At 67.5% G+C, this 17,225-nt stretch carries 10 protein-coding genes and 1 pseudogene; 4 read left to right on the top strand and 7 right to left on the bottom strand.

Annotated elements, in window-relative coordinates; all coding sequences use genetic code 11:
- Window positions 1–77 precede the first annotated feature (77 nt).
- The gene (locus FHS38_RS31890; RefSeq protein WP_229822851.1) at window positions 78–566 is read right to left on the bottom strand and encodes a resolvase; all 489 of its coding nucleotides are present in this window, start codon (window positions 564–566) and stop codon (window positions 78–80) included.
- 297 nt (window positions 567–863) lie between these two features.
- Between FHS38_RS31890 and FHS38_RS31885 the strand changes: the two genes are divergently transcribed.
- The gene (locus FHS38_RS31885; protein ID WP_184739556.1) at window positions 864–2,987 is read left to right on the top strand and encodes a hypothetical protein; all 2,124 of its coding nucleotides are present in this window, start codon (window positions 864–866) and stop codon (window positions 2,985–2,987) included.
- A gap of 1,115 nt (window positions 2,988–4,102) precedes the next feature.
- Here the strand turns inward: FHS38_RS31885 and FHS38_RS31880 are convergent.
- Window positions 4,103–5,929, bottom strand: coding sequence for a UvrD-helicase domain-containing protein (locus FHS38_RS31880; protein ID WP_221495613.1), 1,827 nt, complete (start codon window positions 5,927–5,929; stop codon window positions 4,103–4,105).
- 460 nt (window positions 5,930–6,389) lie between these two features.
- Here FHS38_RS31880 and FHS38_RS31875 point away from each other — a divergent pair, with 460 nt between their 5' ends.
- The 3 genes from FHS38_RS31875 (at window position 6,390) to FHS38_RS31865 (ending at window position 9,565) form a co-directional block, all read left to right on the top strand.
- Entirely contained in the window at window positions 6,390–7,376 is a 987-nt protein-coding gene (locus FHS38_RS31875; RefSeq protein WP_229822852.1) for a hypothetical protein, read from the top strand.
- A 1,125-nt stretch (window positions 7,377–8,501) separates the two neighbouring features.
- Entirely contained in the window at window positions 8,502–8,786 is a 285-nt protein-coding gene (locus FHS38_RS31870; protein WP_184739554.1) for a hypothetical protein, read from the top strand.
- A 5-nt stretch (window positions 8,787–8,791) separates the two neighbouring features.
- Entirely contained in the window at window positions 8,792–9,565 is a 774-nt protein-coding gene (locus FHS38_RS31865; protein WP_184739552.1) for a helix-turn-helix domain-containing protein, read from the top strand.
- Between the two features lie 351 nt (window positions 9,566–9,916).
- On the opposite strand, the gene FHS38_RS36225 is transcribed toward FHS38_RS31865, so the two are convergent.
- From FHS38_RS36225 to FHS38_RS31840, 5 genes and pseudogenes are all read right to left on the bottom strand, one after another.
- Complete coding sequence (locus FHS38_RS36225; protein WP_308433623.1) at window positions 9,917–10,150, bottom strand: lamin tail domain-containing protein; 234 nt, start codon at window positions 10,148–10,150, stop codon at window positions 9,917–9,919.
- A gap of 334 nt (window positions 10,151–10,484) precedes the next feature.
- Window positions 10,485–10,742: pseudogene (locus FHS38_RS36440) on the bottom strand (helix-turn-helix domain-containing protein); the annotation flags it as partial.
- Window positions 10,743–11,361: 619 nt separating this feature from the next.
- The gene (locus FHS38_RS31850) at window positions 11,362–11,883 is read right to left on the bottom strand and encodes a suppressor of fused domain protein (protein WP_229822856.1); all 522 of its coding nucleotides are present in this window, start codon (window positions 11,881–11,883) and stop codon (window positions 11,362–11,364) included.
- Window positions 11,884–12,023: 140 nt separating this feature from the next.
- Window positions 12,024–15,860, bottom strand: coding sequence for a hypothetical protein (locus FHS38_RS31845; protein ID WP_184739548.1), 3,837 nt, complete (start codon window positions 15,858–15,860; stop codon window positions 12,024–12,026).
- A 285-nt stretch (window positions 15,861–16,145) separates the two neighbouring features.
- Window positions 16,146–16,850, bottom strand: coding sequence for a hypothetical protein (locus FHS38_RS31840; RefSeq protein WP_184739546.1), 705 nt, complete (start codon window positions 16,848–16,850; stop codon window positions 16,146–16,148).
- Between the last annotated feature and the right edge of the window lie 375 nt (window positions 16,851–17,225).

Here is a 17,225-nt window from a genome sequence, read left to right as displayed (position 1 = left end):
TTGTGGAGACGCTGGCGTCGCACCCCCCCAAGTTCGGCCTCGGGGAACATCGGTACAGCGGTTGGCGCTGGCAACGATCATGGGTAGGGCGTGAGTGCGCTGACCCGGTTCTCGTACTCGCGGCGGGCCTTGCGCTGGGCCGGGACTGCGGGGAGGCCCTGGCCACCGTCGAGCGGTTGGCAGCGGTCGAGGAGCTGGCGGTGCACCGCGGTGATTGCGGTCACGCGCAGGGTGTAACCCTGGCCGCGACGTACGGTCACTCCCTGGTCAAGCGCAGCCCGCTCGGCGGGCTCCAGCTCGGCGGTGCGGAGGAAGTAGACGGCCTTGCCGGGAATGTCGAGGGTGACCGGCAGCTCCGGGGCGGGCGCGTCCTTCTCGACGGCGGTGTGGTCGGGTAGGAGGTCGGCGACGGCCGTGCGGATCGCGCCGCGGCTGACGCCGTGGCCGCGGGCGAGCGCGGCGATGGAGCGGTTCTCCAGGTACGCGGTGCGGACGGCGCCGGTCTTGTCTGCTGCCAGGGCGGGGCGGCGCCCGCCCTGGCAGCCCTTGGCCTCGGTGGCGCGCAATCCGTCGTAGGTCAGCTTGCGCTGGAGGTCGCGTTGGAGTTCGCCGGCGGCGGCGAGGTGGCGCCGTACAGGCCGTCCTGGAGTTCTTCGTGCACCGCACTCAGTTGCACCAGGATCGGCGCGAGGTTCGTTCGGCCAGGTGCTCTCCGTGCCTGCTCGCGAGGGCGGTCTTGGTGTCGCCGACGGTGCGCCTGGATGCGAGGGCATCGTCGCTGGATTTGATTACAGGTCATGTGGAGACGTCTTGTGCGAGCCCTGTCCCTGGTTGTGCTTGTCCTGGCCGCCACAGTCGCGGCGGTGCCCGCCGACACCCCCGCACAAGTGTGCAAGGCGGCCGACGGTCACCGGCTGGCGGGTTCTCTGGACCGGGCAAAGAGTCTGTACGAGTCGGTGAATCCCGTCGACAGCGACCAGCAGTGCGCAGTTGACGGCCTCCGGCTGGTGGCCGAGGCACGCCAGGACGCAACGGAGCTTGTTACGGCCGGGCAGCTCATGGTCCGCTCCGGGGACCTGGCGGGGGCCAAGGACAAGTTCGGCGCCGCGCTTCGGCTTGATGCCGGGAGCGCCGCGGCTGCCGCCGGCATTGCGCGCGTCTCCGACCTGAAGAGTCGCCCATTGCCCACGGCGGTTTCGAACAGTGATCGCTTCTACCGGGACTGGGCGCTCCCCCTTGGGCGCCTCGTCGTGGTCGCCGCGATCGGAATGCTGGTCCTCTACGCTCTCGCCGGCCTGTGCTCGCGGTGGCTGGTGAAGGTGGACGCAGTCGCGTGGCCGGCGTGGATCCGGCGCACCATGGGCAGCGTCGGTGCGTTCCTGTTGTTCGCAGCAGCGGTCATGGCGCCGTTGTTCGCCATGTTCAGCCCGTTCACACCTACGTGGACGGAATGCTGGGTCGGTGCCCTGGTGATTGCACTGGTCGGTGTCGGGGCAGCAGCCCTGGTCCTCTGGGCTGCTCGCGGCGATGAGTGGCGGCGGTGGCGTGCTCTGCTCCTGGCCCTGGACGTCGTCATGCTGGCGGGGATTCTTTCGGTGCTGCTCAGCTCCGCGCTCAGCTACGACGTGCGGCTGATGTTCGTGCACATCGCCCTCACCGTGATCGGCGTGCTGCTGACGGCTGCGGCGCTCGGGCAGAACCTGCGCCTGCAGGTCGAGGTGCAGCAGTCCGACGGAAGCGTGAACGCCGCTTCCTCCGACTACCTGCTCGCCAGGATGAAGGGCCTCGGCACCGAGACCCGCAGGTCCTTGCGCAAGAGCACGTCCACGCCGGGGAACTCACCGCTGAGTCAGATCCCTGTCGAGGAGCTCAGCGTCCTGCCTGCGGGAAAGTTCGTGGGACCCCTGATCCGCTTGTTCTTCGCACTCAGGCCCGATCTGACCTGGCGCGCCAGGGTCACCCTCGTGGACGGCAACCGCGTCGCCATCAGCCTCTCGCGCAACGGACAGCATGCAGCCAGCGCCGTGTTCAGCCGGCCGGACCTGCGCCTCCCGGAGGATCCGGACCAGGAGCGCGCCAAGGCGCAGATGCTCACCGGCGCCGCCGCATTCATCCTGGTGCAACTGAGTGCGGTGCACGAAGAGCTCCAGGACGGCCTGTACGGCGCCAGTCAGTGGAAAAGCGTCGCGCTACAGGTGATCGCCAGCAGCAAGTCGCTGCTCGCCGAAGACGGAACCCGAAATGCTACCAAGGTGGGACTTCTCGCCAAAGCGGTCGACGAGGACCCGCAGAACGAACTGGCGCTGTTCGAGTATCTGTGGGCCGCCTACGGGCTACAGCTCCACGAGGAAACGGACTTCGGCGGCTTCGCCCGCGCCATCTACGCGCAGTACGACCGTTCCGAGGTCTCGAAAAAAAAGGCCCGCGACGGCGACGAGGGATGGATGCCGCTCAAGATCCGTATCCTCTACAGCATTGTCACCCAGTGGCTCAACGGCTACGGCCCCGTCGACGCCGGAGACACGGACCCGGACGCGGACCGCACCGAGAAGGACAAGGTCCGCGACTACGCTGCCGAGCTCGACCGCCTGTGCGATCCCAGTAAGGTCGCGTGGAAAGGGAAGGAGTTGCAGCACCAGCAAGCGGCGATGCATCCTCTCGCCCGCAACCTCCTGGACAGCCTCAAAGCACTGCTGGATCCACTCAAGGAGGGGCAAGTCACGGCAATTCACTCTCACGAGGGTCCACCCGCCTCGCCAAGGCTGGCCTATGACCACGCATGCACCCACATGCTCATCGCGCGGCGGTCAGGCCTCAGCGCAGAGGCGCGACAACAGCAGATGGAGTACGCCATCGAGGATCTCCGATACGCCATCGTCACTGAAGACGACAAGAAAGAGGCTCTAGGCGACCCCTGCTTGACGGGACTCCAGTCAGACCCTCGCTTCCGAAGGCTCGTCAACTCCACCGGCACGAGCGGACCGTAGCCAGCCCCGGCACCCGCCCGGCGATCTTTCCGCGAACCCCAGCGCAGTCCCCAGCCGGTGTGCTAGCCGACCATGATCAATCTCAGCGCCAACCGCTGTACCGATGTTCCCCGAGGCCGAAGTTGGTCAGGGGGTACGGGGCGGCCTGCCATGGCGCGGCCGGCGACGGGCGGGAGCTGCTTTGCCGCTCACGGCGCACAGCGCTCGTATCGATTCTGCTGTTCCTGAGCCGGTTCCGAGGTGCCGACGAGTCGCGCATCCGCCTCTAGGGCTGGTCGTTGCACTCCGAGCGTGTCGCCGCAGACCGGCGGGCCAGAGAGGGGTACCGGCGTGGGCTGGTTCACCCCGTGCAACCCTGACCCCGCCGCCGAGTGACTCGGCGGCGTCAGGGGGGAGGCATATCTCGCTTCAAGGGGTGTAGGACACCTGCCGATTACCAAGGCGTGGACCGCACATCGTATCGCCCGGATCCTGACAGCGCGTGGCCGCACTTCACTCATGAGCATGAGGCTGGGGGACGACCGCACGACTGTCAGTTCTGCCGCTCTCCGAGAGTGTTTCTCGCGTCAGGCATCAGGACGTGTGCCTCCTGCGGGTACGACCAGAAGTCCTCGGACCGGTGCCTTGCCTGCGGATGCCAGCTCAATCTGAAGAGCCGTGACGTCGGTAGCGGCCTGTGCACGCGATGTCGGAACAAGGCCGAGGAAGAGGTGCACGTCGCGGATCTGCGGTCTTGCCCGGTGGCCAGTGACGTGATGCATGACTGAAGCAGCACTTCCCCCCACTCGTCAGGAAGAGGAGGCATGACGCAGGGCCAGATAGGCGGCCGAGGCAACCGGTTCGGCCTACCGGCCTCGCTCCGTCGGGCGACGTTGCCGTCGCCCTGCGGTCGCGGACCGCGTAACGCATGCTGGACCGCGCTACTCAGCGGATGCCGAGCCAGTTCCGATCGGTGGAGGCTTCCCCCTCCGCGACCCGGACGTCGACTGAACGTCGGCGAGAGGACACGCAAGGACCGGTCAGGACGTGCAGCGCCGTCACCGTACTGACCATGCGCCGAGGCGCATCGAGACCTACTCATTGCCCCTTTGGCGCGTATCTCGGCTGAACCCGGTTCACCGAAGCCGAGTGGGAATGGTGGGCAGTCGGCCGTCAGTGGCGGCGGGGGTGTCTAGGGCTGCGGCGCGGCGTTCGGGGCCGTCGGCGCACTGGTGGATCCAGGCGAGCCCGTGGTTGTCGAGTGTGCTTTTGGCGCGGGTGACAGTGACGTAGCCGAGCATGGCCTTTTCCCGGGTCGGCGGGTCGAGGACGCCGTCCTCGCCGCTGCGGGGCGAGGGGAAATCGGAGGCGACGTAGACGGTTCCCCACTCCCGGCCCTTGGCCTTGTGAGCGGTGGACAGGATGATGCCTGCTCGCTGTTCCTCGACGAGACCGTTCACGGCTTGGATGACGATCTCGGGGGTGTAGGTGTCGATCAATGTGACGAAGGCCTTCAGATCGCTTCCGGCGGCCTCGGTGCGGGTAAATTCCCGTAGCTGGTCCCATGAGCTGAAGGCGAGGAGCTCGCGGTGGGAGGCTGGTTTGCCGGCCTGGAGCTGGATGGCGGCTTCGGCCAGGCCCCGGATGTGCTGGCCGCCGCCGACCAGCGCCGGGCGCAGGCCGGCTTGCATGAGCGACATGGCGTGGTCGACGGTGCCGATGTTGGTGTAGCAGAGGATGGCGTCCGGCGCGTGGTCCAGGGCGTTGGTAAGGACCTGGGAGTCCAAGGCCGGGTTACCGCTGAGCTGGATCGAGCCCTCGATCTGGGCCAGCCACGCGTTGGCCTCCTCGGCGATGGCGGGGCCGAAGCGCCAGGACTGGGTCAGCTGCAGCCGTTTGCCGGGCCAGCCGGCCATCGCGTTCGTCGCCCCGCGCCACCCGTAGATCGACTGCGAGCTGTCGCCCACCGCGATGCGCTGAGCGTCCTGTCCCAGCACCAGGGACGCCACCACTGGGTTGGAATCCTGGGCCTCGTCCAGCATCAGCGTGCTGTACGGCAGTTCCGGTCGGGTCAGCGCCCACAGCTTGAGGTAGTAGTCGTGGGTGAACCAGTGCGGGCTGTCGACCTGCTGCGTCTCCTCCCACAGCCGGCGGGCATGGGGAAGGACCTCCGCGCGCAAGGCCTCCATCTCCTGGGGCGTGGTCCCCTCCAGCCGCGGCACGTGGCGGGCCCGGACCTCCTCGGCATCGGAGTGGCAGAACGAGTCGACGGCCTCAGTGGCCAGCCGGGCCAGCGTCCGCGGTGACAGGACGATTTCCTGGTTGACGCGCAGCGGCTCGAGGATGCGCAGCAGCTGGGCGGTGCGCTCCGCGTGCACCCGCACCCCCAGACGCCCGCCGTAGGCCGCACCGACGGCACGGAAGGCGAGGCTGTGCGCGGTCCGGCAGTCCACACCGGAGGGAAAGGATTTCCTTGCTTCCGCGGCGATGGACCGGTTGTAGGCCAGGTACAGGCACGGGCCTTTCACTACGGCGGCGGCCATCTTCAGCGTGGTCGTCTTGCCGGTCCCGGCACCGGCTTCCACGACTAGGTCGTCCCCGGCCTCGGTCCCCTCGACGATGGCGTCCTGCTCCCCGGTCGCCGCCAGACCGCTGCCCCCAGCTGTACTCCGCCGAACGGGCCGCGCGGACCGGGCAGGTGGCGGGGGCGCATAGACGACGGCGGCTTCAACGGCCGCGCCAGGCTCCCGCATGAAGGCCGCGGGGCGTTTTGGGGTGCTAGGCGGGGCGGGTGGCAGGTACGGATGCAACACGTCCAGGAGCTGCTGCACTGCCGTGTTGGCCACCGTGGCATGACGTACCACCTGCTCCATTTCGTCCGCCGTGGCGAACTCCAGAGCACCGAGCGCGCCGTCGGGGACCGGGAGCGTACTCAGCAGCTCTTCCAAATCGGTACGCACCACGGCGGCGTCCGCCGGCGCCCGGCGTGCCTCGCGTGCCTGCCGCCGGCATTCCTGGCCGCAGTACCGCGTGGACCGTCTGGACCCCGAAACCGGCTGGTCCAGAATCTGCATACCGCACTGACGGCACACCTTCTGCGCCGCCTTGCTTGTCCTGGTCGCTCCCACAGCCGTTCTCCTCCATCTCCTCGACGACGCCCACGGCCGCAGACCAGAGCGGCGCGCGGGGATGCCTGACTCAAAGACGGAACGCCCCATGAGAGAACAAGACACGCATACGCGTGACTGATACCGGTATCGCCCCCCATAGCGTGGCTCTCAGCGGGAGGTCCGGGGCGCCGAGTTGGGCGATCAGCAGCCCCGGTCGGGCTGCTGCTGCGAACGGGTGAGGACGCGACGGCCATCCTTCCGAATACGGCATTGTATGGCGGTAAAGCCGGATATACCTCAGGAGTGTCGCCGCATGACGACGTTTGAAATGCTCACCCTCGACACCGCCATCGAGGACGAGCCGCCCACCGGCGAGCCCGCCGTCCTGCACGGCAAGGAACTACGCATCGCCATCCAGGACGCCTTCGACACCGCGTGCCCGCTCCTGAGGAAACCTCCCGAGAAGGCGCTCGCCCGCCTTGCCAAGCTCATGGGCGTCAAGACCGTGCGGGACGCGGACGACATCGACCTCCACGAAGGCCTCCTTGAGATCAACAAGTGGCTGGACGATCCCACCTCGTTCCGCACCCGCCTGCCCAAAACCCCCAAGCCAGACCGGCCCAAAGGCATCGGCAAGCTACCTGCACCCCGGTTCGTGAAATGGGCTCCCGAGCACACCGCCTGCAGCCTATGCGCCGACCCCATCGCCGCGGGCGACCTGACCGGCCGGATGGGTCCACCGAAGGCGCCGTACGTGGCCATGGGCTGGCAGTGCGAGCACTGTCTCTACCGGCGTCGCGACGTTCCGCGGCGCCGGGACATCCTCTTGAGGATCTTCCACCACCTGTTCGCGAGCGAGGGCATCGGCCTGAATGCCTACGAGTGCGGCGTCCTGCACGACTGGCTGACCGAAGACCCAGGACTTCCCGCTACCGGCCCCTGGCTGGCCGACCCGATCGACGCCACCCTCGACCGCCTGCGGACCAGCGTCGAGGAAGGGAAGTCCACCACGTGGCTGGCCTCCACGACCGCCCACACCATCGTCGCCCTCCTCCAGCAGGCCGCTCCCACGCCGTACACCTCTGTGCAGGATACGGAGATGCTCCGGGCGGTCGCCCAGCACCTGGACGAATGGCAGGTCAACCCGCAGAACGCCGAGGCCCGGAAGTACGGGGCCGGCCCGCGATTCCGGGCCGTCGTCCTGCAGAGGACCACGCATCCCACGGTCCTCTCCGTACGGGGCGGCCCCTTCGACCTCCACCAGACGCCCCCTCAGAGCACGGAACTCAACGAGGAGTAATCACCTGACCCGCTCGAGCTCCGCACGGCCCTCCGGGTGGCGGGTCGTATCCGGGGCCCGGGCTGCTTGTTGGGGAGCCGCGGGCCGATGAGCGAGGAGACCGCTGATGGGGCGGATCAAGAAGAAGTGTGCCGTGCGCGACGCGAGATTGATTTTGGCCTTGGAAGCCGGTCCGGACTCGGCATTGTGCCTTCGGTTCCACGGCCTTACGGACCGGTGCTTCCAACCGATGCCCGAAGAACGTGCTGTACCGGCCTTGGTTTCGGTCGCTGAAATCTGCACCCTGGGGCGGCTGCCCCCGTCATGCTGCGGCGATCCAGATCGGGCTTCCGATGCAGACGACGTCGGCCGCGGTGGAGCCCAGCGGATGGGGCCGCGGTGGTAGGCGTAGAGCTCCGTACCGATCTGTCCTTCCCCGCTGACTCGGCGACCGCCGTGGCGGGCAGAGCTGTGGTCCGGCCGTCGGTGGCCGGACCACAGCTCTGCCTGGGAGCGCGGGGCTCCGGTCATGGCTTCGACGGGGTGGAGCCTCGGCGCTCTCACCGCCGGAGCTGGTGAGAGGCGGCCGGGGCCCGTCGAGGAGGTCCTGCGGTGGTGCCGCCCGTGCCAGGGGTGGCACGCAGGACCTCGTGGTGCCGATCGGTTGCCAAGCCCGATCGACGGTTGTTGCTTCCCCTCTTCGGTTTCGGTCAGCACCCGTGGAGGGCCCGGTGGAAGTCAGGATGAACTGTCTTCACCGAGTTGGTACGAAGGACTATCCCGGCATCGGGCGGCGCCGTGAAGCAGAAAAAACGGGACAGAGGATGAGCCAATACTCCGGCCGCGTCCGTTTATGCAGGTCAGGGCTGCCTTTCGGGTGATGCGCTGTCAAGTCGGCGCCCACTTGGACGGGAGCTGAGCCAATGCGCGGACGGCTGCGCGAGGCGCGTGGGGCCTGCGACGCTTGGTGTTTAACGGAACCGCGCACGGGGCGCCGCCAAGCGTCTCGCGGTTTCTTCCCTGGGCTACGACCGCGTACGAGGTGCCGCCAAGCACCTGCGGTCCCCCGCTCGGGAGGTCAGCACCCATGTTGGCGGGCGGCGGTCCAGCGTGCCGTCGCCCGCCCGACCCTCGGGGGGTTTTCCGATGGAGCACACCGACCAGACACCCGCTTCACCCGCGCCCGCGGCTGGCCGCTTCGGCATGCCGCAGGCCCTCGTGCTCGTGGCCTATCTCGCCGCGGCCGTCATCCTCAGCCTCGCCGCCCGCATGCCGGTGCGCGACGTCGCGATCCTCCTGGGCGCCGCCGGCGTCGTCGGCGTCACCGTCCTGTTGGCCGCCAACGTGAAGGGGGGTAGGAGCGCGGGCAGGGGCAAGGGGCTGTTGCGGCGGTTGCTCGCCGCGGCCCTGACCAACGGCTCGGGGAGCTGAGCCTCATGGCGCGCCCCGAGAAGGCGATCGACTACACGGTGGTGGAGGTTGGCGAGTTCGCTGCCTACCTTCGTGCCCAGCGCGCCGCCTCCGGCCGGACCTATGCCGGGCTTGCGGAGGGCGCCCTGTGTTCGCGGGCCACCCTCAAGCGGGCCGCGTCGGGTGGCAGCCGGCCGCCGGACTGGAAGACGGTGTGCGAGTACCTGCACGGGTGCGGTCACGGCGACCTAGAGGAAGCCCGTCTCCTGTACGAGCGGGCCTTGTACGCGGCCGCCGCCGCCGCGCGCGACGCTCGCCGCACCACCGTGGTGCCCAAGCCCCAGTTTGTCCGCGACCTCGGCGATCTCAGCGGTGCCCTGCGGGACGCCTACCGCCGCGCCGGCAGTCCCCCGGTCCGGGAGATGGAGTACTGGGCCGGTCCGGGGCGGCTGCCTCACAGCACCGCGCACGCCGTGATCAAGGGCCGGGCGGTTCCCAAGACCGTGCACACCTACATTGCGTTCCTGGAGGCCTGCGAGATCACCGGCAGCGCCCTCGTGCCGTGGTTCGCTGCCTGGGTCAAGGTGTACGGGCCCGGGCGCATTCCGCCCGTCATGATCCCGGCCACGGTGGGGGAGGCGTACTTCGCCTGGTGGGCGTCGGTGAAGGTCCCTCCCGAGGAGGAGACCACCCAGGTGCTCGCCGCATCCGGCAACGAAATTGTCAACGGTTCGCAGAGGCTGACCAGTGTGCTGCGGCTTATCGGAACGGATGAGTCCGGACTGGGGGTCGCTGCCTGACCTTGCACTCAGGCGGACGAGTGTGGCGCCGGCCTGCTGCAGCGGGAGGGGGCCGACGCTCCACGCTGGGCTACCTGGCCGCGTCGGCTGCACCCGCTGCGCCGTCCGCCTCAACGGTCCGGCCGGGGCGACACCGGCGGGTGTAGCCGCGCATGACGAGGCAGTCGGCGCGGTCTGCGCTGGCGTCGAGAATCTTGTTGGCCACCTTGGTGATGAACGTGCGGCCGGGTGTTGTGGAGGAGGTTTCGGGGTGGTTCTGCAGCGGTGCGCCCCGGGCCACATCTGGGCCCGGGGCGCACCGTCAGGGTGGGGTGAAGCCGCCTCGGGTGAGGGGCGGCTTCGGCTTATGGGTCAGCGTCCGTGGTGGCCCCAGGACTCGGTGTCGATGACGCGGCCGTGGTTGTTGCGGAGGGTGGCGGTGTCGCGGTAGTTGTCCCAGACGTGGGCGCGGCGGTTCTGGTAGACGTCGCGGACGGTGTCGCGGCCGGTGCCGGTGTGGACGCGGACCTTCTGGTGGGGGGCCAGGCGCAGGTGGCCGAAGCGGTAGGTGTGCCGGTCGGCGTCCTTGAGGGTCCAGTTGCGCAGGTTAACCGCGTGGTGGCTTGTTGAGGCTCCAGTTGCTGCGGTCGTCCTTGCCGGGGCTGTCGTACTGGACCTTCCCGATCACGACCGGCGAGGTCGCACGGCCCGGGCTGGCATGGGCGGCGGCGGTCGCGGGGAGGACCGTGGTGGCAAAGGACCGCGCCGCACGCGACGGCGGTAGCAGCAATACGGGCGATAACATCTGAAGACATAGTAAAACCCTTGCTTCCAGGCACAGCCCAGCGGGCTGTGGCCAGTTGATGGAGGTCCCGGCGAAGTGCCGAGGGACATCACTGTGCGCCACCCGGCGCCCCAAAGTTGCGGACGTTCGCCCTGGACGGAGACGGCCTCCCGCCCACCGAGGGTCCAGACAGGCCAGGCCCATCTCGTTGAACCGGTGGATCACATCCCGGACGGTGTCTTCGTCGGCCTGGACCAGTTGTGCAATCGCCGGGCCCGGGCTGCCGCTCGACGAGGCCAGCAGCATCATCGCCCGCCGGAACCGCACCGAACTGGTGCTTCCCCGCCGAACGATCCGCTGCAGCTTCTGCCCCTCCTGCTCGGTCAGCCGGCGGGCCCTCACCGGTGATGCCATACCCGCCCCCTGCCACACGCCGTCCTGACATCCAGCACAACGAGCGGCCCGGCAAAGGTTTCCGGTCACAGCACTAGCAGCGAGCCCCGAACAACCCGCGAGCCCCGGCCTGTGGTCCGGGTAGCCGGATCACACCCGAGCGCAGCAGCGAGGCCGAGTCGCCGCTACGCTGCCGGGCAGGAGCCGAGACAGCCATCCCGGGATCGTTGTCCGTGCCACCCCAACGCCGCGCGGAGCGTCATCAATATCCGCAGTGAATGGCCCTTGCTGACCTGACCAAGATCGGCAAGGGCCATTCTGCACGGAGACTTCCGGCGCATGCCAGTAGGTGGCGCTACCGTTCGCTCATGTTCGTGCGCGGCCCCAAGCGGCGTGGTCCAGAGCCCTTTGACGTGAGCAGAGCCACCCAGGCCGCCGGGCTCGCTGGTCGTGGTGTTTCGCCAGGCCACGGTAGTTGCCGAAGGTCATGACTGAATCCATGCTGCCTGACTGTTCCCCTCGCTCCCCACCAGCCGGGCGCCGCCGGTCACAGGCGTGGTGCCGCTGGCCCCCGAGCCAGCGGCACCACGCGCGCAAAATGCAGGCCTCGTTGGGCGGAACGTGCTGCAGTGGCAGCTGTTCAAATGACAGGAGGACGCTTGGGATCGACGCGGTTCCAATCCAACTCCCAGAATGCTTCAGGTCCGCTTTCGCGGACGAATCGAAATTCTGATGAATGAATTGGGTAGACACCCAGGATCTCTACCGCATCGGCCTGCCTTGCGGGGCAATCACTGATAGTCAAGTCGACTGACTTGACGGCATCCGGAAAGGGATCCCCGATGATAATGCCGTTCATGGCCGATTCATTTACGTACGGTTTGACGTGACCAAGAACCTCTCCTCTCCGGAAAGGACCCCATCCGCGGAGTGCGGCCACAATTTGAGCTGGAACTTGAGTCCATCCCTTTTCGCCGGACAGTACGGTAATAGAGAGTTCCCTGCCGCAAGTCCCCCACTCAGGCCGATGGACTAGAGATAGCCCGTAGCTGTATCCAGTTATATGGGCTGACGTAGGCAGCCCATAGTACGAGAGGGAGAACACCGGCCCATCCTCTGGCACTCTTGGAATGATCTCAGCAACCTCCGATACGACCCCCATAAGCGAATCCAGGCGCTCTCGATAACGTTCGAACCTTCTCAGATGTTCGCGCTCGTCCACGAGTCCACTCTACACACTTCGACGGCATTGGGCGCACTCCTATGGCAGCGAGTGCGCCCAATTTTTTCGTCGTCTAGTCGCTAGCTAGGCGGGTAGTAGTGCCCCAAGGCGGCATCCCACCATTCGGTCTTACTGTGATCGATATACGAGTTAAATTCGGCGAACCTGCTGACAGGGATTCTCCACTCGGTTACCCTTCCGACGCCGTCGGAATTTTCGAGTGGGTATTCTAGTTTGCCGAATGCCTCACGGAATCCTGGTTTCATGACGAACCGATGGAAGCCGAAGTCATGTCCGTGGCCAGCGTACTGGGCTGCCCCTTCAGGCAGGTTGGACAGGTAGCCGGTCGGGTGCGAACCGGAGTGGTTATCCGGGTTCAAACCGCGCTCTTCGGAGGCGCGCTTACCTGTTGCGGGCGACCGGTAAAGAACGGTCTCATCGCAGCCGATCGGTATGCTGGCAGCCGATGCAGCAAAGCCCTTTTTGCCACCCTTCCCCTTTCCGTCACCCTTACTGTAATCACAGTCGGGAATCTTCCGGCGGATTTTCTCTAATACTTCCTCAGTCTTCTTTACCCGTTTCTTGGCGTCGGCGACCTTTTCGACGAATTTCTCGGCCCCAAAAAGACGTTTTGCCGCCTTGAGCAGATCCCCGGATTTCACAATAGCCTTGGCAAGCTTGGGCGCAGGAATGAGCTCTATCAGTGCGTATACGCAACTGACAACATCGCCCTCGAAGATGCAGTTCTTGATTTCATCGAGCGGGATGAATTCCAGTAGAATGTCACTGCCGACTTCAATCAGGAAATCTTTCAGGGTTTTATTTGAAAGCTGCCGATCCTCTTCGTAGAGCTCGGGTGATATCCCTCTTTTTTGGAGCTCTTCCGCCTCCTCGGGAGTCGGCTTTGAACCGTTTCCCCCGCCTTCTCGCTTAAGCGCGTCTTCGACAGCTTTTCGTCGCAGTACACGATCGTAAGCCTCGGCGTTCTTAGCAGCCGCGTCGGCTTCTCGGGCGTATTTGCCAGCGTTTTTTGCTGCGTCTTCTGCGGACTTGGCGTGAGTTTCGGCAGATTCGGCGAGTCTACGGGCGTCGTCGGCATCCTTTTCGGCCTGAGTCGCGGCCTTTTCCGCAACTCCGGCTTCCTTTTCGGCCTGGGTGGCGGCGCTGGTGGCGGCGGTCGCTTGGTTTTCGGCTAGCGTTGCGGCGCCGCGGGCTCGCTCGGCCTCGGCCTCGGCCTGGGTAGCAGCCTGTCGGGCTGCTACCGCGTCCGCGTAGGCCTGGTTGGCGGCCTGGCGGGCGTCCTTGGCGTCGGCCTGTGCCTGGGAGTCGGCCTGGTTGGCGCGAGCCGCGGCGGCCCTGGCCTTGGCTGCTTCCACGGAGGCTTCGGCGGCGGACTTCATGGCAGCGGCGGAGGAGCGGGCTGCACTCGCGGAGGAGCGGGCGGCGTCGGCTGCGGCCTTGAAGGCGGGGGCGACCTGGGCGTTGGCGCGCTTGGCGGCTGCTTCGGCCGTGTCGGCGGCTTTGACCGCTTCGTTGGCCCTGGCCTCGGCGGTGGCGACCTCCTTGTCGCCCATGTCCTGGGCGGCCTTGGCGACCTCGGCGGCGAAGTCAGCGTCGACGTCGGTGCCGGCGAAGGGGGCGGTCAGTTCGATGGCGGTGTTGGCAGGGTCGGCGATGCCGGCCGCGGTGGAGCGGGCTGCCATCGAGGCCTGGACGGCGACGGTGGCCTGTACCCGCGCGGTGGCGGCTTCCCTGACGGCGCCGCCGGCTTCGTCCCGGGTGCGGTTGGCCGCCTGCAGGGACTGGCCGGCCTCGATGGCCGCCAGACCGGCCAGGCGTGCTGCCTCGTGGGCGGCCATGCCGGCGCGGGCTTCCTGCGCGGTGGCCGCGGATGCCTTGGCGTTGGCGCGCTGGGCTGCGGCATGCGTGGCGGCGGCCTCGGCATCAGCCTTGTCTGCGGCGGCGTTGGCTGCGGAGGCGGCGGCCTCGGCCTTGTTCGCTGCGGCGTTGGCCTGCGCGGCATGCGCGGACGCAGCTTCCGCGGCGGCTCGTGCCCGGCTTGCGGCTCCTGCTGCTTCGGTGGCGGCGGCGCGGGACCTCATCGCGGCTTCGCCAGCGCCGTCGGCCGCGCTGCGCGCGCGTTCGGCTGCCTCGCCAGCCTTCTGGGCGCTCTGCCGCGCCAAGGTAGCGTAAACGCCAGCCTCCGCAGCGGCCTCGGTGCCCTTGAGGGCGGCGGCCATGGAATCCGCTGCGCGTGCCTGTGCTTCTTCAGCCTTGTGTTCGCGTTCGGCTTCGAAGGCTTTGTTCCGGGCTTCGCGAGCCTTGTTCTCCTCGCCTTGGGCTGCGGCGTCGGCAGCGGCCGCCTTGGTTTCCTGCTCGGCTGCTCGAGAGCGCTTCTCGGCCGCGTCGGCGGCGGCTGCCTGGGCGTCCGCTCGTTTTGCTGCGGCGGTCTTGGCTTCGGCTTCCGCGCGGGCCTTCGCTGCGGCGGCCTGGTCGCGTTCGTGTTCCGCGCGGGCCCGTGCTTCCGCGGCCAGGGCGCGCTCGTGTTCGGCGATGGCACGCTGTTCGGCAGCGATCTTCGCCTGCCGTTGCGCCTCGACCCGGGCGTCATGGGTCTTGCGGGCATGATCCCAGGCCGCTGCCTCCGCCTTCTCCGCATCGATACGAGCCTGCGTGCTGCGCTTGGCCGCGTCAGCGGCGACCCTCGCCTGCCGGCCGGCGGCCTCGGCCAGCTTGGCCGCGGCCTTCGCGTGCTCCTCGGCGTTGGCCCGCCACTTCTTCGACTGCTGCTCGTGCAGCTCGGCCTGGTTCTTGGCGTTCAGGCCGGCGGCGTCGGCAGCGGTCGCGTCGACCGCGTGCTGCGCGGTCTCACTGGCTTTCAGGGCGGCGTCGGACGCTTCCTTGATGCCGGCGGCGACCTCGGCCCACTGGAGACCGTGCGTCAGCCCGGTCTCCACCAGGACGTCGGCCTGGGTCTTGGCCTGCCGTGCCGCGACCTCGGCGGACTTGGCGGCCCAGCCGGCGTACTCCACCTGACGGACGACTTCGGCCTTGACCTGGTTGTAGTCCGACACCCGCTTGCCGGCCCGGTCAGCGGACAGCATTCGGTCCGCCTGCCGGGATGCGGCAGCAGCCGAACTCATGGCGTTTGACGCCATCTTCAGGGCCTTGACCGCATCACCGTGCGCGGCGATCAGCTTGGTGCGGGCCTCAGCGGCGCGTGCCGTCTTTTCCGCCAGCTCCTTGAGCTTCTCGGCGGCCTCGCGTGCTTCCTTCTCGGCTTTCTCACGCGCCGCCTGGGCGTCCGCGTCCCTCTTAGCGGCCTCCTGGTAACCCTTCCCCAGGAACTCCGCAATCACCTTGTCGTCGTTGGTGGCAAGAGCTGCCTGAGCGGCCTTCTTGACCTCCGGCCCGCCGGCGGCGACGAGCATCTCGACGCGCTTGCGGTTCTCCGCCGCCTGCTTCTTGGTGTTGTCCTCGGTCTTCTTGTCCCGCTGCCGGGCGATGTCCGCGCCGAACGCCAGGAAGTCCGCCCGGTCCCGCGCCGAGCCCTTCAGGACCCGGTCCACCTCCTGCTCGAAGTACGGACCGCCCGTACCGCGCATGGCCTCGATCTTGCGCTGGTTCTCGGCGTCGGCGGCGTCCTTCTTCTCCTTCGCCCGCTTACGGGCCTCCGCCTCACCGTGCTCGAGGAACTCCCGGATCGCGTTCGGATCGCTGCTGGCCAGGGCCTTCTTCGCAGCTTCCTGAACCGTCGGCTCCTCGTCGAACTCGGCGATATCCTCGACGAGCTGACGGTCCCGGTCCTCGCTGATCTGCGCCAGCTTCGACGTGGGCGCAGACTTCGGTCCCTTGGATGGCGAGGGGAGTTTCGCCGCAGCGCGCTTCAGCTCGCTGAGCGTCCGGGCATCGACCACAGGCCGGCTTGGTGCTGAGGACGCAGCCGCTGCGAACTCCCCGGCGGTGGTACCGAGCAGCGCCAAGATGACAGCAGCGGAAACCGCGCTTTTCGCTGCCGCGCCGGCACTGCGTTTCTTTCCGGCTCGAGGCCGGAATCTTCTTAACAAGGGTGATTACTCCCATTCGGGCATAAGAAAAGGGCAACGCCCTGCCCTGGAGAGGGGAGGTCTTGCCCTGTAATGGATAATGTCTACAAGATGGCCTTTTGGGGTCGGCGGCTGGCTACCTCTCCGCAGACGGGGTCAGGTGTGAAGGCGTGCCGAGTTCGCCTTGGCCTGCTCGAGCAGCTTCTTCCACGATTCGACGGTGCGCGCCGCCTCTGCCTGCTCCGCCGTCCAGGCGTCCCGGCTGGAGCCCGCCGCACCGCTGATGCGCTTCCACAACTGCTCCGAGCCTTCAGCGGACAGCCGGGCGATCTCGCGCCAGTTTCCCGCCTGCCCCTCGGCCAGGTCCTGCTCGGCCGTCCACGCCTTCGACGCTGCATCGGCGTGCCTCGCCACGTCCTGCCACGCCCGCTCAGCCACAGCCCGGGCCTTGGCCACATCAGCCGAGTCCTTCAGAGCCTCCTCAGCCTCAGCCGCAGCCGCGATCAAGCGCATCAGAACCTGGTGGCGCTCCACTTCCGCGTCAGCCACCCGCAGCCGATAGGCCTCCAGATCCAGCGCAGCACCAGAGGCCCAGCCGTAGTCGAAGAACTCATCGACGTCCGCATCAACGGCCCCCGGACGCAGCGCCCACTGCGCAGCCACCCTCACCTGTTCGCCAGGAGCATGCTCCGCGATCTTGCGCACGAAATCCCTGGACGCTGCGGTGACCTCGCGTGCATGGCGCTCGTCGGCATCCCTCGCGGTCCGGTCACGGCGTTGAGCATCCGCGTATCCGGATTTCACAAACGCGGCCTGATCAGCTGTCGTCCCCTTGACCGCACGCTCGGCAGCGGCATGCACCTCCGGAGAAATCTCAGCGGTATGAGTTCGCAACACGCGCTCGCAAAAAGCCCTGTTGCGGGACCTGGTGTCCCGTGCTCTTTGTTTCGCGGCTTCGAAACCTCCTCCCGGCGCCAGCCATTCTTCGATCGCTGCGTCCCCCCGAGAGCTACGGAGCGCATTCCACGCCGACACGCGTACCTCGGCGGCCGGATGCCACAGAGCCCAGTAATGAAGGCGCTCACGTGCGTAATCGATGGAGACGGGCGACACAGTCGATTCAGGGCTGGTTGATTGGACAGCTGTGGCCCTGGAGCTGCCATAAGGATCAGCCCACGCCGGCACCGTCGCCCCCAGAATCGAATTGACCACGAGGGCCCCCGCCAGTACGACCTT

The sequence above is a fragment of the Streptomyces netropsis genome, from assembly GCF_014203545.1.
Lineage (GTDB): Bacteria > Actinomycetota > Actinomycetes > Streptomycetales > Streptomycetaceae > Streptomyces > Streptomyces netropsis.
This window is presented reverse-complemented; position numbering and strand designations above follow the sequence as displayed.

What these genes read in the sequence shown, in the direction of transcription:
- FHS38_RS31875 (WP_229822852.1), top strand. Translation starts at nt 6,390, where the DNA reads ATGACGACGTTTGAAATGCTCACCCTCGACACCGCCATCGAGGACGAG.
- FHS38_RS31870 (WP_184739554.1), top strand. Translation starts at nt 8,502, where the DNA reads ATGGAGCACACCGACCAGACACCCGCTTCACCCGCGCCCGCGGCTGGC.
- FHS38_RS31865 (WP_184739552.1), top strand. Translation starts at nt 8,792, where the DNA reads ATGGCGCGCCCCGAGAAGGCGATCGACTACACGGTGGTGGAGGTTGGC.
- FHS38_RS31850 (WP_229822856.1), bottom strand. Translation starts at nt 11,883, where the DNA reads ATGGGGGTCGTATCGGAGGTTGCTGAGATCATTCCAAGAGTGCCAGAG.